General features: G+C 35.7%; 18 protein-coding genes and 1 tRNA gene. 9 read left to right on the forward strand and 10 right to left on the reverse strand.

Features of this window, described 5'->3' with window-relative positions; genetic code table 11:
* A partial coding sequence (locus tag ACFIKX_RS01980) for a DnaB-like helicase C-terminal domain-containing protein (protein ID WP_375661196.1) occupies positions 1-295 on the forward strand: 295 nt, incomplete at its 5' end.
* 150 nt (positions 296-445) lie between these two features.
* Here the strand turns inward: ACFIKX_RS01980 and ACFIKX_RS01985 are convergent.
* Positions 446-522, reverse strand: a tRNA-Met gene (locus tag ACFIKX_RS01985).
* Between the two features lie 164 nt (positions 523-686).
* Here ACFIKX_RS01985 and ACFIKX_RS01990 point away from each other — a divergent pair.
* The gene (locus tag ACFIKX_RS01990) at positions 687-1,643 is read left to right on the forward strand and encodes a Gfo/Idh/MocA family protein (RefSeq protein ID WP_375612035.1); all 957 of its coding nucleotides are present in this window, start codon (positions 687-689) and stop codon (positions 1,641-1,643) included.
* A gap of 49 nt (positions 1,644-1,692) precedes the next feature.
* Positions 1,693-2,811, forward strand: coding sequence for a DegT/DnrJ/EryC1/StrS family aminotransferase (locus ACFIKX_RS01995; RefSeq protein ID WP_375628772.1), 1,119 nt, complete (start codon positions 1,693-1,695; stop codon positions 2,809-2,811).
* A 324-nt stretch (positions 2,812-3,135) separates the two neighbouring features.
* On the opposite strand, the gene ACFIKX_RS02000 is transcribed toward ACFIKX_RS01995, so the two are convergent.
* Genes ACFIKX_RS02000 through ACFIKX_RS02010 form a run of 3 tightly spaced genes read right to left on the reverse strand, consistent with a single transcriptional unit; the run spans position 3,136 to position 4,402 of the window.
* Entirely contained in the window at positions 3,136-3,402 is a 267-nt protein-coding gene (locus ACFIKX_RS02000; RefSeq protein WP_375611955.1) for a hypothetical protein, read from the reverse strand.
* Complete coding sequence (locus tag ACFIKX_RS02005; protein WP_375628774.1) at positions 3,392-3,778, reverse strand: hypothetical protein; 387 nt, start codon at positions 3,776-3,778, stop codon at positions 3,392-3,394. The genes ACFIKX_RS02000 and ACFIKX_RS02005 overlap by 11 nt, the downstream gene beginning before the upstream one ends.
* 27 nt (positions 3,779-3,805) lie before the next feature.
* Positions 3,806-4,402, reverse strand: a complete 597-nt coding sequence (locus ACFIKX_RS02010; RefSeq protein ID WP_375613340.1) for a DUF1134 domain-containing protein — start codon at positions 4,400-4,402, stop codon at positions 3,806-3,808.
* Positions 4,403-4,616: 214 nt separating this feature from the next.
* Here ACFIKX_RS02010 and chpT point away from each other — a divergent pair, with 214 nt between their 5' ends.
* Positions 4,617-5,255, forward strand: a complete 639-nt coding sequence (gene chpT, locus ACFIKX_RS02015) for a histidine phosphotransferase ChpT (RefSeq protein ID WP_375628776.1) — start codon at positions 4,617-4,619, stop codon at positions 5,253-5,255.
* Between the two features lie 223 nt (positions 5,256-5,478).
* Here chpT and ctrA read toward each other — a convergent pair whose 3' ends face one another.
* Entirely contained in the window at positions 5,479-6,180 is a 702-nt protein-coding gene (gene ctrA, locus ACFIKX_RS02020) for a response regulator transcription factor CtrA (protein ID WP_273790819.1), read from the reverse strand.
* A gap of 563 nt (positions 6,181-6,743) precedes the next feature.
* Between ctrA and ACFIKX_RS02025 the strand changes: the two genes are divergently transcribed.
* On the forward strand, positions 6,744-7,130 hold the full coding sequence (locus ACFIKX_RS02025; protein ID WP_375606932.1) for a flagellar export protein FliJ: 387 nt from the start codon (positions 6,744-6,746) through the stop codon (positions 7,128-7,130).
* A gap of 139 nt (positions 7,131-7,269) precedes the next feature.
* On the opposite strand, the gene ACFIKX_RS02030 is transcribed toward ACFIKX_RS02025, so the two are convergent.
* The gene (locus ACFIKX_RS02030; protein WP_273790817.1) at positions 7,270-7,545 is read right to left on the reverse strand and encodes a DUF1153 domain-containing protein; all 276 of its coding nucleotides are present in this window, start codon (positions 7,543-7,545) and stop codon (positions 7,270-7,272) included.
* A 390-nt stretch (positions 7,546-7,935) separates the two neighbouring features.
* On the opposite strand from ACFIKX_RS02030, the gene mnmA reads away from it, so the two are divergent.
* A complete protein-coding gene (gene mnmA / locus ACFIKX_RS02035) occupies positions 7,936-9,159 on the forward strand; it encodes a tRNA 2-thiouridine(34) synthase MnmA (RefSeq protein ID WP_375628779.1) in 1,224 nt (407 codons plus the stop codon).
* Positions 9,160-9,439: 280 nt separating this feature from the next.
* Here mnmA and ACFIKX_RS02040 read toward each other — a convergent pair whose 3' ends face one another.
* Positions 9,440-10,249: a TrmH family RNA methyltransferase gene (locus tag ACFIKX_RS02040; RefSeq protein WP_375628781.1), complete on the reverse strand. Its 810-nt coding sequence runs from the start codon at positions 10,247-10,249 to the stop codon at positions 9,440-9,442.
* A gap of 765 nt (positions 10,250-11,014) precedes the next feature.
* Between ACFIKX_RS02040 and ACFIKX_RS02045 the strand changes: the two genes are divergently transcribed.
* The gene (locus tag ACFIKX_RS02045; RefSeq protein ID WP_375628783.1) at positions 11,015-11,923 is read left to right on the forward strand and encodes a cation diffusion facilitator family transporter; all 909 of its coding nucleotides are present in this window, start codon (positions 11,015-11,017) and stop codon (positions 11,921-11,923) included.
* 1,292 nt (positions 11,924-13,215) lie between these two features.
* Here ACFIKX_RS02045 and ACFIKX_RS02050 read toward each other — a convergent pair.
* Positions 13,216-14,055: a DUF1460 domain-containing protein gene (locus tag ACFIKX_RS02050; protein ID WP_375661197.1), complete on the reverse strand. Its 840-nt coding sequence runs from the start codon at positions 14,053-14,055 to the stop codon at positions 13,216-13,218.
* Positions 14,056-14,813: 758 nt separating this feature from the next.
* Here ACFIKX_RS02050 and ACFIKX_RS02055 point away from each other — a divergent pair.
* Positions 14,814-16,034 (forward strand): MFS transporter, encoded by a 1,221-nt coding sequence (locus ACFIKX_RS02055; RefSeq protein ID WP_375628786.1) that lies wholly within the window; start codon positions 14,814-14,816, stop codon positions 16,032-16,034.
* 872 nt (positions 16,035-16,906) lie between these two features.
* Here ACFIKX_RS02055 and carA read toward each other — a convergent pair.
* Positions 16,907-18,103, reverse strand: coding sequence for a glutamine-hydrolyzing carbamoyl-phosphate synthase small subunit (gene carA / locus ACFIKX_RS02060; protein ID WP_375628787.1), 1,197 nt, complete (start codon positions 18,101-18,103; stop codon positions 16,907-16,909).
* Positions 18,104-18,316: 213 nt separating this feature from the next.
* On the opposite strand from carA, the gene ACFIKX_RS02065 reads away from it, so the two are divergent.
* Positions 18,317-18,814, forward strand: coding sequence for a GatB/YqeY domain-containing protein (locus ACFIKX_RS02065; RefSeq protein ID WP_375611965.1), 498 nt, complete (start codon positions 18,317-18,319; stop codon positions 18,812-18,814).
* A 677-nt stretch (positions 18,815-19,491) separates the two neighbouring features.
* Here the strand turns inward: ACFIKX_RS02065 and ubiC are convergent.
* A complete protein-coding gene (gene ubiC / locus ACFIKX_RS02070; protein ID WP_375611966.1) occupies positions 19,492-19,998 on the reverse strand; it encodes a chorismate lyase in 507 nt (168 codons plus the stop codon).
* Between the last annotated feature and the right edge of the window lie 249 nt (positions 19,999-20,247).

Raw genomic sequence — 20,247 nt, forward strand, 5'->3', positions numbered from 1 at the left:
AGTTGAAAACCGAACCGATAAACGTCCACAACTCTCCGACTTACGTGAATCTGGTTCAATTGAGCAAGATGCCGACATTGTTCTGTTCGTTTATCGTGAAGAATATTATCTCAAAAATGAAGAACCCAAAGAAAGCACTGCTGAGTATAACAAATGGCAAGAGGCAATGGAGCAAGCCAAGGGTAAAGCCGAGGTTATTATAGCAAAACAACGCCATGGTCCGACAGGAATCGTTCCCCTTGCCTTTCAANAATGCGTTAAAGAGAGCTTTAAATACCCTTTGAAAAGCATTTGAAGACCCTTTGAGAACATCTTTAAAACTCTTTGAGAAAAAATAAATTGGTACAAAACCTAGTGGCAAAATATACAAAACCTGCTGGCAAGCTACACTGCTGGCAAGCTACAGCTACACTGCTGGCAAACTACACACACAATAAAAAAGTAATGGTAGCGGAGGAGGGATTTGAACCCCCGACACAAGGATTATGATTCCTCTGCTCTAACCTACTGAGCTACTCCGCCAAAATAAGCAATCATAATTGTCAATAATTACATCTTTTGCGGATATAAGGGGTAGAATAGTAAGATGTCAAGCATCGTTTTTAAGCTTTTCTCTTGTCATTCTATTTTATCCTCGATATGTAAAAGTGTAATTTTCATATGATAAAGTAAGGTAAGGCATGAAAATGGTGCCACGTGTAGCGGTTTTAGGATGCGGTCATTGGGGTGAAAATCATATACGGACACTCCACTCTCTCGGGGCTTTAGCAGCAGTTTCTGATATTGATAATGATCGTGCTGCTAGTTTTGCAACACTGTATGGTGTAGAGGTTGTTACACCAGATGATCTTTTTACTCATCGAGATATTGATGCGCTGGTATTAGCGTTGCCGCCACAATTGCATACGCAAAATGTGCTCCGTGCTGTTAAAAATGGTAAAGATGTTTTGGTGGAAAAACCAATAGCCTTGAATGTTTCTGATGCTAAACGCCAAGTTCAGGAGGCTGAGGCCTATGAGCGAGTTTTTATGGTGGGCCATATTTTGCGTTTTCATCCAGCTTTTGAAAAAATGTGTGAATTGGTGAAAAACGGAGATGTGGGAGATGTGCGATATATTTATTCTCATAGATTAGGCTTTGGAAAATTTCACACACACAGTGATGCTTTATGGGATCTTGCCCCTCATGATCTTTCAATGATTTTGGCGTTGACAGGATGTGAACCTTCCGAAATTCGCGGTGAGGGGGCTGCTGTCGTTGATCAGATTTCTGATTTTTCTCATATTCATATGATTTTTCCAAATGGTGTGCGTAGTCATCTTTTTACTTCACGCTTGAGTTCTTATCGTGAGAGGCGTTTAACTGTTGTTGGAACAAAGGCTATACTCGTTTTTGATGATATGGAACCGTGGAGTCGTAAATTGGCAATGCACCATTTTGCCGTTTGGAAAGAAAATCAAGAGTGGGCTTTTAGCATGGATGAGCTGAATTACATTGATGTTTGTGAAGATTTGCCGCTTACTTGCGAATTACGGCATTTCCTTCATTGTATTGAAACGCGTCAATCACCTCGTACAAATGGTGATGATGCTGTTGCTGTTTTACGGATTTTAACAGCTGCTGATGTCAATTATGATAGATAAAAGAGATAGGTAGCGCTTTTGCATTCTTGTGATGATCAATGGAGTTAATATGCAATTCATCGACCTTGGGGCGCAGCGTGCGCGTATTGAAGATAAAATTAATTCTGCAATTGCGCATGTAGTCGCTAGTGGTAAGTATATTTTGGGGCCAAAAGTAACGGAATTTGAAGAGAAATTGGCAGAATATCTTGGCGTTAAACATGTGATTGCATGTGCTAATGGAACAGATGCTTTGAAGATGCCTCTTATGGCTAAAAATATTGGTCTAGGGGATGCTGTTTTTTGTCCTAGTTTTACATTTTCAGCAACGGCTGAAGTGGTTGCTTTGGTGGGGGCTGAACCTGTTTTTGTCGATGTTTTACCTGATACATTCAATATTGATGTTGAAAAACTTTCTCACGCTATCGAAATGGTAAAAAAAGAGGGACGTCTAAAGCCAAAGGCTATTATTGCCGTTGATTTATTTGGGCTTTCTGCTGACTATGTGCAAATTGCTCAAGTGGCTGCAAAGGAAAATCTTTTTGTAATTGAAGATGCTGCTCAATCTATGGGGGGGAGAAGCGATAATACTATGTGTGGTGCTTTTGGTGATGTGGCTGCTACAAGTTTTTATCCTGCAAAACCATTAGGATGTTATGGTGATGGAGGCGCTATGATGACCAATGATGATCATTTTGCAGAACTTTTACGCTCTATTTTGTTTCATGGTAAAGGTGAAACGCAATATGACAATGTACGTATTGGTATGAATTCGCGCCTAGATAGCATTCAGGCTGCAATTTTACTAGAAAAGTTTGCGATTTTTGAAGATGAAATGGAAAAGCGTGTAGAAATTGCTCAACGCTATTCCAATGGCTTAAGAGATATTGTTACAGTTCCAGAAATAGGAGAAAATATTCGTTCTGCTTATGCACAATATACGATTAAGGTAAAAGAACGGGATAAATTAAAAGATTTTTTACAAAAAAATTCTATCCCTACAATGATTTATTATAAAACTCCTTTACATCAACAGCCAGCTTATAAACACTTCCCTTATGTAAAAGATTCCCTTTCTGTTTCAGAGTCTTTAGGAGAGTGTGTTTTAAGTTTACCAATGCATCCTTACTTGACACAAACGGATCAGGATATGATTATCAAAAAAATAAGAGATTTTTATCACTCTTGAGAGCGTGTTTTTATCCTTAAAATTATGGTCAAAGCTTTATTGGTGATCCATCTTAGAAGGTATTTTTTGTTAGAGTGTGTGGCCAATGTTTTGGTATTATTTCCTTTCTAGGACCTATGAAATGTTGTCCTTTAGAGCGGTGATATGATTAGAAAGTGAAGCTTCTAGACAAGAAGATATTTTTTAACAGAACGGTATGGGCTAAGAAACTTTGTCCTTTAGCTTAGCAAAAAAGTCACGTTTAGTAAAAAGGATTTGGGTTATGAAAGTTACAATGAACCTTTGTTGATTTTACTCTTCATTTAAGGTGTTTTAAAAGATAACTTATTTAACAGGGCTTTTGGAGAGAAAAGTTATTTTTTGGCGAATACGTGATGCTAGGTCATTTTTGCTTTTGGATTTTTGAATCAATGTGTTGATGGGTGATGTATTCCCCTCTTGTAGCGCTATTTGAGCTGCCAATGTTGCTGCAAGTTCTTTTGTTTCTTCTCGGAGTTCTTCTAGCAATTGGTGGTTGGCGGTCGTGTCCAGCTCATGAGTTTGGATTTTTTGTAAGCGTTGCTGATAGTGTGCGACTTTTTCACGCATCATTTGTCTTTCCTTTGGAAGTGTATAGTGTGGCGATATTTTGTTTGATTGCTATCGCTTCTTTGGTGAGAGTATCTTTTGTGGGGAGGCATAGCCGATAAAATTGTTCTGTTACTTGGCTCAGTTGTATTTTTTGTTGGACATATTTTTTTTGCAAAAATTCGTACTTTTGTTGGTTGTTTGCTAATTCTACAGCATGTTGTGCACGAAGAAAATCGTGATTTGCTTCTATTTCCGCGAGTGATAATGGCATTTTCGCACAAACATCTTTATACGCAAAATGAACGGCTTTACGCCAAATAAAAGGAGATAAAAGCACCAGTAACCAGGAAGTGAAAGCAACTCCAAGTATAAAAAAAAGAAATGATTGAATAAGCATAATACCCCTTTTCAAATAAGAAACCGTTTAAAACGGATTCCATGTCGGTCTATGTGTTAATTTTAAATATCCTATATTGATACCAAGGCGTGCGCCGACTCCTGTACGTATTGGGATTAACAAGGTATTGTGGTATTTTAGGACATGAAAACCAACACCTGCAATTAAATAGGCCGAACCTGAAATACCACCATAGCGTCTCCATAAATTATTTATGCCATTAAGATTGTAAACTAAGATCATTAAACGGGAGCCTTGGCCGCCAAAATCCCATCCTACTGAGGGACCTTGCCAAAAAACTTTATGTTGACCATAGCTTTTGGTAAAAACCATTCCTTCGCCATAGGTTAATCCAGCAAAAAAGGCACCAGAAGCTTCTTCTCCTAAAATATAGGCATTGGGATAACCGTATTTTGAAAAAATATTTTGAATTGCAACAGCCAGACCACTGGCTGTTTTTCCAAAAAAAATATGACCAGAATCAATAATTTCTTGGAGTGAATAATGAGGTTCGTTTTGCTCTATTGGTTTTAGTCGAGCTTGTGTAGTGTTTATGGTGATGAATAAAAGGAAGATTAAAGATATAATATTTTTGTACCAGTATTTGAGCAGAGAGAGAGCCATGGAGTTTTCTCCTTTTATTAGTGATAAACAAAAAGATAATATTAGAATTTTCATTCTATTCAAATAAAAAATAAGATATAAGGTTATTTAAATTCTTGAATTTATTTCTGAATTTTTTAGCATGATTGTTAATGTTTCCTATTATGCATCAGATGTTAAGAGTTTTTCTTTAAAATAAAGTTTGTTTTTTTGAATCTAGGAGTTTTCAATCATTATGACGTTAGATATTTCTTTGAAGCCTATGGATCTTGCTGCTTTGCTTTGTAGTCGTATTTGCCATGATTTGATTTCACCTGTGGGGGCTATTCAAAATGCAATGGAGCTTTATGATGAAGGAGGAGCTGAAGAAGATGCTTTACAATTGGTGCGTTTATCCGTTGCGAGTGCTGCTGCACGTCTACAATTTGCGCGATTGGCTTTTGGTTTTGCTGGTGCAAGTGGAGGACAAATAGATACACGGACTGCAGAGCAGGTTGCTCAACAATATATGAAAGAAGAAAAAGCAACTTTAAAATGGCAAGCTTCTTCTTTATTGTTAGAAAAAGATGAAGTTAAACTTTTGCTTAATTTATTATTGATTGCAAACGCAACAGTTTCTCGTGGTGGTGAAATTGTTGTTATGATTTTGCAAGAAGAAAATAAACGTTCTTTTCGATTTGAGGTTTTCGGTAGAACTCTCCGTATACCCCCTCATTTTCTTGCGTTATTTTGTGGAGAAGTTCAAGAAGAGCTTATTGATGCACATGTCATCCAATTTTATTACACAATGTTACTTGCTCAGATGACAGAGATGAAAATAAATATTGATGAAAGTGATGGTTGTATTGTTTTAGAAAGTGTAAAAAAGCTTTGAATAAGAGAGAAGCGCTTAAGCTGTGTTGGGAAAAGTGGCTTCGATTGAACTTATGAGCGATAAGGTTATATGTGTAAATTGGGTGTGGTTACTTCTTAAGCTTTAAGCGCTTTCTATATGAGATTTTTGGTGTGCGAGTTTTCTATTTTTAACAGAGAAAAGATCTCGGGAAAAAATCTCGGCCCGCTACACTCCGAGATTTTACAATGTGCATGTTCACTGCTTAAGCGGTTTTTCGTACGTTCTCTTCAACTGGATCACGTAATACATAACCACGTCCCCAAACTGTATCAATGTAATTTACACTAGAAGAGACTGCTTCCAATTTTTTCCGCAATTTACAGATAAAAACATCGATAATCTTTAGTTCTGGTTCATCCATTCCACCATAGAGATGATTGAGAAACATTTCCTTGGTAAGGGTGGTACCTTTGCGTAAAGAGAGAAGCTCTAACATTTGGTACTCTTTACCGGTTAAATGAACAGGGCGCCCTGCAACTTCGACAGTTTTTGTGTCAAGGTTAACGGTGAGATCTCCGGTAACAATAACCGATTGTGCATGTCCTTTTGAACGACGAACAACTGCATGGATACGTGCAATGAGCTCATCTTTATGAAAAGGCTTCGTCATATAGTCGTCTGCTCCAAAGCCAAAACCACGAACCTTGTCTTCAATGGCATTCATACCAGAAAGGATTAAGACAGGAGTTTTTATTTTTGCTAACCTTAGAGTCCGCAAGACATCATACCCTGACATGTCAGGCAAATTCAGATCAAGCAAAATGATATCATAATCATAGAGTTTTCCTAAATCGATACCTTCTTCACCCAGATCAGTGATATAAACATTAAAGTTAGCCGACTTTAACATCAACTCAATGCTTTGAGTAACTGCTCTATCATCTTCAATTAATAATACGCGCATTTTAGATCCCTCACTTTGCTCCTTCACGAATCATAAGGAGCATTTCTATTTTATATCAGTTAGCAAAACCACTGTTATAAAAACAATTCATTAAATCAAACACTTATAACAAAGCGTTTATGAACATTTCAGTAGTACGCGTAACAATCACTACTAAATTCCCCACTATCCATGATAGTGGTTAACAAAATATTTTTATTTTTGAAAGAGGCTACAAAATTATTTTAGAAAAATCCTATATTTTTTAACATAATAAAAAAGGAGGGCTTTTTCTATAAACTTTAACTTAAAAAAATTTGTAAAAGAGCTTTATAAATTACTTTTTTACAATTTCAGTGTTTATTTACTGAGCTTTAAACCTCTTCAGTTTATAATGGGGGAAAAGTTAAAGAAATAGTTATTGCTCTTTAAAGCAGATTGTATTTTCAGATGCTTTAATGCAAGGCAAAAATTATTATAATTTCAAGTTAATAGACTGTTTTTGTCGGATAGATATATAACTAAAAGATATTTATTGGGTGTGAATGCGAGTTTTGAGTTGGCGCAATCAAGGAGTAGTGAGTATGAAGCCACGAGAAAATATGGTGCGATTGAGGATGTTTCAAGTGCGTGGAAAGCGCCGTGAAATTGCACAGCTTGAGATGATGATCGCAGAATTTGAACGAATGGTGTTAGAGTTGGAAGCACAGATTACTCATGAAGAACGTAAATCTGGAAACAATGATGTTCACCATTTTGCTTATTCTGCTTTTGCGCGTGCAGCGCGGCAAAGACGTGATAATCTGATCAATTCAATTCGTGATTTAGAACTTCAAAAAACAAATGCTGAAATTGCTCTCCATGAAGCTAATACAGAGCTGCAACGTGCACAGCTTTTGGAAGCACGAGAAAAGAAGATTGCTGCGGATGATAAGGATATTTTGATTCAATCTAATTCAATGGTTGGCTAATTTAATGGCTGGATGATAAAAGCAATTATTGAAAAATCCATTCTTTCAGGTTTATCTTTTGGATATAGTATAAAACAGCCAAACTTTTATCAAGTTTGGCTGTTTTATAGATTGCTTTATGTTATTAATCAATGGCAACTTAATGCCTGTAGTGTTGAATCTTGGTCGTTCGTAATCCCGCTAAACCGTGTTCATCGATTAAACTTTGCCATGAAAGAAATTCTTCTACGGTCAAAGTATAACGGTGGCACGCTTCGTCAAGACTTAACAATCCACCTCTGACAGCCGCAACAACTTCAGCTTTGCGACGAATCACCCAGCGCCGTGTTGTTTGCGGCGGTAGGTCGGCAATTGTAAGCGGACTTCCATCTGGCCCAATAACATATTTCATTTGTGTTTTTATCAAGTTGCTCATTCGTATCCTCTACCTTTAGTCAAGGACTTGATTCGTTTATAGAGCATGAAATTTAAAAAAGAGCTAAAAGCGCTGAAAGAAAAAATTAATAAAGTGATTGGGTATGTAAAAAGAAGCTCAAGTTGAAGTGTGTAGAAGAGATTCTTGCAATATTTTACCGGATTTTTCAAAAGAGAAAAAAGGTTTTCTCCTAAACGATTACCATTATGCCTTATTTCTATCATTCTTTTTTTGTTTGCAGCAGCTTTTAAGAAAGTAATGCCTATGGTTGTGGAAAGGATAAAAAAATAATATAAAGGCAATCAAACGTGTAAAAGTGCTAAAGAGCGTGCATCAGAATGTCAACATATGGCTAGCCATTAAACAGAGCATTAAATAGAGAATGAATACATGTTTTTAAACAGTCTTGATTTACCAGGACAACCTGAGGATTCTCGCATTGTTGTTGCAATGTCGGGGGGGGTTGATTCATCGGTTGTTGCAGGTCTTTTGAAAAAGGAAGGGTATAATGTTATTGGCATTACGTTGCAGCTTTATGATCATGGGGAAGCAACGCATCGGGTGGGGGCGTGTTGCGCAGGACAAGATATTGAGGATGCACGCCGCGTTGCAGAAACACTAGGAATACCGCATTATGTTCTTGATTATGAAAAGCGCTTTCGCGAAGCTGTTATTGATCCTTTTGCAGAAAGTTATGCTCATGGAGAGACCCCAGTACCATGTATTGCATGTAATCAAACGGTTAAGTTTGCTGATTTATTAACAACGGCACGCGAATTGGGAGCAGATGCTTTGGCTACGGGACATTATATTCGTTCGCGTTCCCACGGAGCGCATCGAGCACTCTTTCGTCCTCTCGATAATGATCGTGATCAGAGTTATTTTCTCTTTGCAACGACACAAGAACAGATTGATTATTTGCGTTTTCCACTTGGTGACCTTCCAAAAGCCCGCGTTCGTGAAATGGCAGCAGAAATGGGCTTTGTGGTTGCCAATAAGCATGATAGTCAGGATATTTGTTTTGTTCCACAAGGAAAATATTCAGATGTTATCGCAAAACTGCGTCCAGAAGCAGCTAATCCTGGCGTTATTGTCCATATTGATGGAAAGATTTTAGGTAAACATTCGGGAATTGTTAATTATACGGTTGGTCAACGTCGTGGTATTGGGGTATCAACGGGTGAAGCGCTTTATGTGGTTTATCTCGATGTGGAAAATGCACGTGTTATTGTTGGACCGCGTGAAATGTTAGAAACGCATAAGCTTTTTTTACGTGATGTGAATTGGCTTGGTGATGAGTCGTTAGATAATTTCCCTTCTCAAGGTATTGAGGTGGCTGTAAAGGTGCGTTCAACGCGTCCTCCTCACCTTGCGCGCTTACATTATAAAGAAGGTATTTTTTCCGTTGATTTATTGGAATGTGAAAATGGTGTGGCACCAGGGCAAGCTTGCGTTCTTTATGATGGAAATGGTCATGAGGCGCGTATTCTTGGGGGAGGATTTGTAACACATTCAGAACGTGCAGCCGATACTGAAATGATGTTGAAGCGCGTTTTATGTAATCTCGAAACAAAAGATTCTGTTTCCTCAGAACTAAAAACAACAGCTTTATAAAGCATAGTAAATTGATTTATAATGATATTTTTTAATCTTAAACTTGAATGAGAGACTTCCGGAAGATTTTCTCATTGAAAGTTTGTTTTATGATTGAATCCATCAAAATTATATCTTTTACACGTCATAAGCGGGGTTAGGGTGTGGAAAGTGATGATAAAGAAAATGTAAAAATGTTTTTTATCAATGCTTTCAAAGGCTAGGGAACGGCAATATTATTGGAGACTGATAGATAACATACAACATTGGGTATGTTTTATAACTTGAAGTGTTATCATCTTTAGTGGTCAAAGTTGGTAAAATGAGCAAGTGCAATACCTGAGGCTGTGGCAACATTAAGGCTGTCAAAACCGTCAGTCATGGGAATACGTAAGGTGTTTGATTGTTGTAGTATATGGGGTGGTAAGCCATCGCCTTCTGTTCCAAAAATAAGTGCCATTCTTTTGGTTTTGTTGGCTTGCTTGAGAGTGTGTGAGGCAGAAGGGGAGAGTGCATAAAGATGAAAGTTTTCATCGTTTAGAGCAGCTATAATGTCATCTATATCAGCGTTTTGCGTATAGGGTACTTTTAAAGCAGCGCCGGCAGACACTCTTATTGATTTGCGATAAAGTGGATCGCATGAGGTTTTGTCGACAATAATGCCATTACTGGCAAAGGCTGCTGCATTACGAAAAATTGATCCCATATTATCGTGATTCGAGATACCACATAAAACAAGAATCAAAGCTTTTTCTGGAAGATGTTGTAAAAAACTTTGTAAGGGTGGCAGTATTTTGCGTTTACCAATACCCAGAACACCACGATGAACATGGAAGCCGGTGATATTATCCATAACTTTTTGTGGAACGCAATAAATGGGACATAGAGGCTGTGTTTTTTCTAAAAGCGGTAGAAGTCCAGAGAGACGGTTTGCTACGATGAGCAGTGAGATGGCAGAAAACTCTTTCGAATGTAGTAATGCGGACAATGTTACTTTGCCTTCAGCAATAAATTGATGTTGCCGTCCAACAAGATCTTTTTCACGGATATTATGATAGGCTTTTAGGCGTGGATCATCTGTTTCATTGATTGTTATGATATTCAAATGCATGCGAGATTTTTAGTGCTTTTTTCTTATGATTTCCAGATGTTAGAATTTGTTTTATTTAAAAAGAAGAGATAAAAAAATATTTCTTAAAACTTATGGTAGAATTTATGTTGACAATATACAACCATAGGTATAATGTAAAAATACTGATACGGAATCATATATTTTTCTTGTATCGGGTGCAGTGTCTTGGGTCCCCGCTATTTCCCAAGTTCTGTATGCCCTTAATTTCTAAGGGAAAAGAATCTGGGTCCCCAATGCCCAGATTCTTTTTTTTGAGGGTAATCATTGTTCTTCTTTTTATATCTAAATTTTTTAGTAAATCATATTTTAAAATCCTATTGACCTGTAAGATTACCGTAGAGTGCTAAGATATTTTTTCTAAGGTGCAAAGATGGCTTATAGATGGGTTATAATGCACATCATAAGACTGAAAAATAATGCATGATCATGATAGATTTGAGCAAAAACAAGTTTTTCGTTTATGAGAAGTGAGATGGCTTTAAGTTATTCAGAAAACGATTAATAATGAAGGTTATGTGTTTGATTGCTCTTGGGAAAACTCTTCTTTCTATTATTTTCTCTCTTCTTTATTTATTGGTGCTGTTCGTGTAACTGAGCAGTTTTTACGATAATAATGGTGAGCTGAGGCGTTTATTGTATGATGAAGCTTCTGTAATATTGAGGAAAGATCGTCGTTATGCCAAAAGTATAATGATATGGTTGAAAATATTAATTCCCTATTTCGTGAAGAAAAGGATGAGGTTCATGGATGTAAAAATCAATATACAAAGCTTAACTTTATACTCTATTTTTATTGCGTGTATTGTTTTTGCTTTGAAATATTGGGCATATCACATCACAGGTTCGGTTGCACTTTATTCTGATGCATTGGAATCAATCGTTAATATTCTTGCGTCATTAGCAGCATGGTGGGCTGTTAAAGTGAGTATGAAGCCAGCAGATCATGATCATCCCTTTGGGCATCATAAAGCGGAATATTTTTCCGCAATTCTTGAAGGGGTACTCATTATTATTGCGGCAATTGTTATTTTAAGAGAAGCATGGATAGCTCTTTCTACCGTTAAATTGTTGCAGAAGCCTGGAATATGGCTTGCTATTCATCTTATTGCAACTGTCATAAACTGTATGTGGGGAATGGTTCTTATTGGGCAGGGAAAACTCCATCGCTCACCGGCTCTTAAAGCTGATGGAGTACATTTTATAACTGATGTTTTTACGTCGCTTGCAATTTTAATTGGTTTGATTGCTGGTTTTGTCGGAGGATGGGGAGCTTTAGATCCAATTTTAGCGATAATCGTTGCCGTTAATATTCTCTTACAGGGCTGGAAGGTGATTAGAAGTGCTGTTCAGGGATTAATGGATGTTGGCGTTGAATTGAATGAAAGCATGCGGATTCGGGAGCTGATTTCTGCAAATGCATCGGGTGCGCTTGAGGTCCATGATTTACGGACGCGTGTTGCTGGGAGGGTTACTTTTATAGAGTTTCATTTGGTTGTGCCTGCTATAATGCAGGTAGGAGAAGCACATAAAATTTGTGATAAAATCGAAGCTGTTCTTCAAAAAGAATTTGATAATGTGCGTATTTCTATTCATGTCGAGCCTGAAGATGAGGCAAAATTGCCTCCTGGTACAACGGTGATCCCTTTTATATAAAAAGATTTTTTCAAATTGTCTGTTATGTTATAAGGGCTGTTTTTTTATGATGGAGCGATTCATACCTTTCGAAAATACGATGATGCTCTTTTGTTCATTTTATTTTTGCATCAATCAAGTATACAAGGTTAAACAGAGTATTTAAGGCAAGATTTATTCTATTTCGTTAAAACACTGTCATTTAAGGTGTGGTGAGATAAGGCATATAAAATTGATCTATTAAGTGTTTTTAGAGTATGGAGTAAATATTCAAAATAGGACTTACCGCTGTATTCTTTTGTAAGTGAATCTCATGAAATGGTTAGCAGCTTAAATCCACTTAAGAGAACGGATTGTTTACAGACTTTCAGGAGTAGATGTTTCGTCTCTTAGGGCGAAGAGGAGTGAAGCCTTCGTAATAAGTTTAATGAGATTTAATTATAAATTTTATATAAAAGTTATGAATAGGGTTTTAAAGTTTGTGATCATAGATTAATCATCATTATTGTTGCTAATAAATGTATTGTTTTATCGATACAATGGATTCTGTTTAGAGTGTTCTTTATTGCATGAAGGATGGGGACTCATTAAAGAATGAAAAAAAATAATGCTCATGTCTCTACTCTTTGAAGGATATTATTGTCGTTGCTGTAGAAAATCGCAAAGCTGAACTAAAGAATGATGCTAAAGATAGAAACTGGTTTTAATTGATGCTTTCATATTTTCATTCCAATCTGGCATCAAAATTTTACAAGGACTCGTACAGTATTGGTGCATCCTAATCATAAATATGCTTCTACATTAGAGCTATTTTAATTGATAGACAATAACAAAAAGCAAAGACTTTATAAGGAAAACAATGCTATAAAGTCAAAAATTTATATGCAATAAATTAGAGAGGTAGATTGAATTTTTATAAAATACTTTATGAAACAACACCAAACATATCTGGCTTTACTTTTACTTATTTTTACAAACGTTCGTTTGTGTTTTTTGCGTTATATTCGTAAAGATCAGATTAGCGGTAATCTAAAGATAACTCTTGGTTGAGAATATGAAAGGAAAGCGTGATACTATAATAGAGTCTTTTCTGTCTTTAATCTTTCAACCAGTAAAAGTGATTACAAATCCGTGATTTCTCAAAAAATGATTTTGTCATACCTATAAACAAAGTTAGATCAAAACGACTTTTTTCTCTTAAAACTGTAAACAAATATATTATATCCGTATAGCTTGAACGAAGTTAGATGTTTACCTGAATAACGACAGTATATATTTTAAGAATAGAGAAGATATTTCATATCGCTATGATGTTATTCAAGAGCTCTTAAAACAATGATTCCTGGTGTTTTTTCAACATAATTCATAAAAGGAGAATCAACGACTTTTTCGTTTTCTTTTCGTGAAGAAGCATTTCTTAACATTGGCCCTTTATCTGTCATGATAAAGAAGCCCACATGTGTTACATCCAATCCAGCAAGTTTCGTATAAATACCAATGAAATCACCAGACTGTAAATGACCTATAACCTCCTCATTAATAAAGTTACTTAGAATATACGTTATCGTGCGTTTCACAACTGGCAACCCTGGTAGATAGCTTTCACCATCAGCTTTTTTGTTGAGATATTTTTCTATTTTTACCGCATGGGGACTTATTTCAGCGGTAATATCAGTGGCGAGTTTATATTCTCTATAAGCCCAATCTGTAAAAAAATGTTTCCGATTTAAAAAATGAACATTACCGTTAATATAACGTGTTTTTATGACGTTATTTATGAATTCTGTTTGGGATGTTGATTTGCGCAATGCTTCAACATAATCCAGATAAGTGAAGCAATCTAAGCCTCTAAAGTCAATAATCAGTTTTTCTGGTGTATTTTCTGAGCCATGTAACATATTTGCTTGGTAAGGTGTCCCTAAAAAAGCTTCAGAAAGAAAGTCAATTAGTGCCCCTTTTTCCTGATAATTTGTTTCTGAACGTTTTTTGAGAAGAGTATTTAATTTATTTAGAGTATAGGGATCTAGGTTTACGTTGGTTGTTTGTTGTGTTTTTATTTTATTTTCTAAAATACTCTCTTGTGAATCAGAATCCTGAACATCACATCCTGTTACCAACATTAATATGAGAATTAATAGGGATATTTTTCGCATTTTATACACCATTTTTGAATTAAAAATTCATGACGAACTATTTCTAAAAGTGCTATTTTTTTAAATGCTTATCATGATCATCGTTAGATTTAATGGTAGCATACAATCATTAAGAGTATCAATGAATATAAAGATAAAATAAGGTTCCACAAATTGCAAGCGATATGAATATTTTCTAAGATTATAGAATTAAAGAACTTTCTCTATAATATACTTATTTTTTAATCAAAATTATTGTCAAATAAATACTTTTAAAAATATGATGAGCTTTTTACGTTGTTAAGCTATTCTGGTAATGCTGCTTTAACCTTATAGCATATTCTGAGGGTAAGAAAATTTTTTAAGAGCTTATCTTTTAAAAGGTTTCAATTACTATAGTATATCTAACGTATCTGATGGAATTGAGATTCCTGAAAACGGTGGGATGAGAGGGGGAAACGATGTCTGATAAAATTCATCATAATGTCTCTAAAACTATTGGAAATACTTTGTGTTTCATGAAATTTTGTTCATGAGTTTGTCGCACAAATATTTTGTTCGTATAATGCAAAAAAATTTTTATTCTTTGACAATGAGATAGCAATTAAATATATACCAATTAAAACGTAATTTTATAGTTTTATCTTGACTCTTACTTAAATTTTTACTTTGTTATTATTTTGTATGTGAAAAGTATACGGTATAGAATACTTTTAAAAGGAAACGGGAGTTAAAAGAGAGCGGGGGAGTCATTGTATGCGTAAAATAGTGTGTATGTTATGCCAGACCAAATGCTCAATCCGAAATTTGTTCAGCGTGGGCTCGTTTTAGTGTTCATCACTTTATTGTTAGATATTCTTTGTATTGCGATCATTTGTCCTGTTTTGCCTGAATATTTTTCTCAATTAACTGGAAAAGAGGTCAGTACATCTTTTGTAGAAAGAGGAAAATTACTTGCAGCTTATTCAGTGATGCAGTTTTTGTTTGCTCCTGTTATTGGCAATCTCTCTGATCGTTATGGTCGTCGTCCTATTTTGCTTCTCTCTATTATTTGCTTTGCTCTTGATAATCTCATATGTGCTATAGCATGGAGCTATTCTATGTTATTTATCGGGCGTCTTTTGTCAGGGATAAGTGGCGCTAGTTTTGCAACTTGTACAGCTTATCTTGCGGATATATCTGATGATAAAACCCGTACACGCAATTTTGGTTTGTTAGGCATTGCATCCGCATTGGGGTTTATTTTAGGATCGTTTATTGGTGGTTTTTTAGGTCAGTTTGGTCCGCGTATTCCGTTTTATTTTGCTGTTGGTTTTTCACTCATTAATTTTATTTTTTCTTGGGTTATGCTTCCAGAAACCCTTTCTTTATGGAATAGGCGCTTTTTTGATATTAAGCGGGCAAATCCCTTAGGTGCTTTTTGGCATCTGAAACAATACCCGATGGTTCTTTGGGTGTTATTGGTCTTTTTTCTTTATTGGTTTGCGGAATCTGTATGGTTAAGCATTTGGGCTTTCATTGCAAAAGAACGCTATGATTGGAGTTCTTTTTCTATTGGACTCTCCTATAGTGTTTTTGGGATAGGCCAATTTATTGTAGTCGCTCTCATTTTGCCTTATTTTTCTAAACGATGGAGTGATTGGCATATTGTTATAGTAGGGCTTTTGTTTGCCTCTGTTGCTATGCTGGGTTATACATTTGCGACGCAGGGGTGGATGGTTTATATGGTTTGTGTGTGTACTATGCTTGAGTATCTTGTTCATGCACCTATACGTGCTATTGCTTCAGCGCAGGTACCGACAAATGTACAAGGAGAACTGCAAGGAGCGATGACATCTGTTATTTCGTTGAGTTTAACATTTGGTTCTGTTTTTTATGTGTTTCTTTTTGAATGTTTTACAGATAAAAATGCACTGTTTTATTTTTCTGGTGCTCCTTTTGTTGGAGGCTTTTTTCTTCTTGTTGTTGCGACAGTTATTTTTGTCTTGCGGGTACGTTAATTTGTTGAGAGGGGCTGGTACGTACTATTTTGCTAAAGAATGCACAAGATAAACAAAATGTATCATTTTATAGGCAGAAAGTTTTTGTGATATTTGTTTCACAAAGTGTTGTATAAAATATCGATATATCCTTCTCATTTAGTAAAAATAATTTTTTTATTTTGTGATATTGTTTGTAGAGGGGGAGTCCGTATTTTTTCTATTGCTTGCAAATTAATATCCAGTGCTAATGCAGCAGCATATTGAAAACAAAGATTAAAACGTATCTGAGTTAGATGTATCAGTATTGTATGAACAATTCCAAATTTTATATGGCAAATTGGAAGTAAAATATTGCTTATATTTGTTGGCATCACTTCTGGAATCGAAAGAAAACCTCATTTTGGAAGAATATAAAGTTGTAAAATTGAAAAGATGTTTTCTGTTTTGCTATTACTTTTTTATTCGGCTTTACAGTTTTCAAAACCATCTACGGCAATATCTTTTAAAAAGTAGAGATTTGTTGCATTGTCTCACACTTTAATTTTTTTTTTATTCTTTAGGAGGAGTTATGCTTCTCATGCACAATAGAATGCTTAAAATTGTATTGTGAATCAAATGCTTATTTGAAGTTTAGACACTTTACTCTTTTTAAAAATAGTTTTTATCGATACACTTACCTTGCTTGGGGGGAGAAGCCAATGATTTTGATGGATACGACCTTAAGAGAAGAGGAGGGAGAAAAATTTAAGTTATTCAGTGCGCTCTTTTTAGTTTTAGAATGATCAATAAGAATATTTATTCAATAAGTTGTAGGTATAAAAATAATATAATTGTGCGTAGGAAGATGATATAATTTAAAGGAGAGAAGTTAAAAGGTGAGGCTTTTTATTTTAAGATATTTTTTTATAATTCATAATGAGATCACTAAAATGCTGAAAGAGGTAGTGGCTATCTTGTGGTCCAGGAGAAGCTTCGGGGTGATATTGAACAGAAAAAACAGGTTTTCCAATGATTCGAATACCACAGTTTGAACCATCAAAGAGAGAAATATGTGTTTCTTGAACATGTTGTGGTAAAGAGGAAGAATCTACGGCAAAACCGTGATTCATCGATACAATCTCAACTTTTCCAGTGTTAAGGTCTTTAACTGGGTGGTTGGCACCATGATGTCCTTGGTGCATTTTCACGGTCTTTGCACCAACCGTAAGAGCGAGAAGTTGATGACCAAGACATATTCCAAAAATTGGTAAATTATGATCAATTAATGTTTTGATTGTTGGAATGGCATATTGAGCCGTAGCTGCGGGGTCTCCTGGTCCATTAGAAAGAAAAACGCCATCAGGGTTTATTGCCAGAATTTCTTTTGCAGTTGTGTGAGCAGGCACAACAGTAATGCGTGCTTTTTGTGTTGCCATAAGGCGAAGAATATTACGTTTAATACCGTAGTCAATTGCAATGATATGAAGATTGTGCACATTGTTTGTACCGTATCCTTTATTCCAACTCCATGGTTTTTCATTCCATTGCATTGATGATTGAGATGTCACGTCTTTCGTAAGGTCAAGATTGACGAGACCTTGCCATTTTTGCGCACGTTTCTTTAAAGAAGGAATATCAAAGTTTCCATTAGCATCGTGTGCAATGACAGCATTTTGTGCACCTTTTTCACGAATAAGAATTGTGAGTGCACGTGTATCAATACCACAAAGTGCAATAATTTTACGCGTTTTAAGCCATTGATGAAGATTTTCATTGGATCGATAATTTGAGGGATGTGTAATGTCTGCTTTGAAAATAGCGCCAACAGCACCATGACAATTGAGAGGAGAGAGATCTTCAATATCTTCGCTATTTGCCCCTACATTTCCTATATGAGGAAAAGTAAAATTAACGATTTGTTGTGTGTATGACGGGTCTGTGAGGATTTCTTCATAGCCTGTGATGGCGGTGTTAAAACACACTTCAGCTTCAGCTATACCTGTAGCACCTGCTCCTTTGCCTTCAATAACGGTTCCATCTGCTAAGACTAAGAGGGCTGTCGGTTTTTTGATACTCCAAGGGTGGCTGGGTGAAGTCGCTTGTATCATAGTATGTATCCACAATTTATTCTCTGAAAGGTATAATGATCAACTTTACACAAAAATCATACCTTTAGCAGATGCTGTGTATATTATTCTGGTAACGTTTCGCTTGAAGTAGGCAGTATAAGTACATTCCATGAAGAGGTAAAGTCTTGTTTTAGCTTTTCGAAGATCGAGTCCTTAATTATTTTTTATTCTCCATTGCAAGATGGATAAAGATTGGTTAAAAGGCATCTTCTTCTTGAACAAAAATTGGATAAATTTATGTTGCGTAACCAGATTGATGGGGCTCTTAGGGCTGCTTTGAAAGCGCAAGATAGTGCGCGTCTTGCTACACTTCGTTTAATGAATGCTGCAGTTAGGGATCGTGATATTCTTTATTATGATGAAGGGAAGCTAGAAGTGGATGATCAGCAGATACAGTCTGTTTTCACTAAAATGCTTCAACAGCGTGAAGAATTGATGCGAGCCTATAAAGAGTCTGGTTGCTTGGAATTGGCAGAGAGAGGACAAGCAGAAATAGAAGTTATTCGTGAATTTCTTCCCTATCAACTTAAGGAGATGGAAGTAGAACAGGTTCTTTGTGAAGCTTTGGCACAAACAAAGGCAGAAAAATTACGCGATATCGGTAAGGTGATGGCATGGCTTAAGGAACGGTATGCGGGGCAAATGAATTTTTCTAAAGTGTGCAATAGTCTTCGTCAAAAATTGCAATAGATCTTGTTAATTCAAGGGGATTGGAAAATATTTTTTATTGTGCGTCGCCTTTGTAAGTCAGTAGGATGTTGATAAATATCATTTATTTTTTATATACATACTATTATCAAAAAAATATTTTTTTGATATCAACTAAACTTTTTGGGCTCTCATAGAGCAATGAAATATCTTTTATGTATTATATTTTTCTGTTCTTCAAAGCTGTTAGACCATTAAAAAACAAAAAGATTATAGAGTTTTTACTTTTTTAAAAAGATCTATTGTCAGCACTGTTAAAAATTTTTAAACAGGATGATTAAGCTAATTGATACAGATTTCCAATTTTGGGGAGTGTATTATTGTCTTTTTTGCTGTTTCAAAGCATTTGTTTGATAAAGAGTTACCGTATTTTAGAGTGGTGATTATTCAGCAAAAAATTTAAACGTAGATGGTTTTATCAATATGGTGTGTATCTTTTTAATTCAAGTGCTGGTTTTAATGATAAGAAAATCAGAACTTTAAAACGTTTTTTCTAGGGGAGACATTTTTAAGCTGAGTTGATGAAATAAAAGGATATTTTGAAAAGAAATCTTTGTTTTTAATGTGTTCTTGAGATAATTTTGAAATTCTTTTCTCTGATTAAATCCCTTATAAGCTATATGAAATCTATAAGTTATGCAGAATAAAATGAGTAACCTCTATTTGTGGGGATACAGTGGTGAATCTGTTAAAAATAGTTCAGTTAGCAACAATGGCTTACCCGTTAACCGCAAACGGGAACGGCGTGCCCATAGCGCACCTTGTTGACCAATATGAATGTAATCGCGGGTTAATTTGTCATTGTTAAATAAATAATGTCCTAGAGGTACAGTTCCCAAATGCATCAAGGCTTGATTGTGTAGGAGGGTTTCTTGTGGAATTACAGTGCGTCCAAGGAGCCAAGGTTTATTATCTCCCATTAATATGACTTCGCGTAGCCAATAACGCGCATTTTCGGGGAGATGCTCTGCTTCTTCTGTTAATTTATCTCGCGTAATAAAACATTCGCGTTGTGGTTGAACTTGGAGGCAGGTACAATATTTCTTTAATCGAAGCGTCATTGAGCCCGATTCCATGAGCCAATCGCGAACATTTTCTGGTATTGGAGGATTTTGATCAGAGAACCACTTTAGAGGTGGTAAGATGGAATCTTCAAGATCAGACATCGTTTTACTCCACAGCTAAAGTCTTATTCCATATGTTATGTTGGGTTAAATAGATAGCTCTATTGTAATACAAGGAGTATAAAAGCAGCAAGATTTTAACAGGAAGATATCAAAGGGAAAATCGAAAGCAAAGGTCTTTAAAAGAAGATATGCAGGAAGTATATATTATAGGATTATTTTCATTAAAAAAGCAAATAAGGTATTATGTTTTATCCAAGGTACTTTCACAATGCATTACGGAAATTTCTT

Origin of the sequence: Bartonella sp. CM86QHHN (assembly GCF_042194695.1) — a bacterium.
GTDB lineage: Bacteria > Pseudomonadota > Alphaproteobacteria > Rhizobiales > Rhizobiaceae > Bartonella.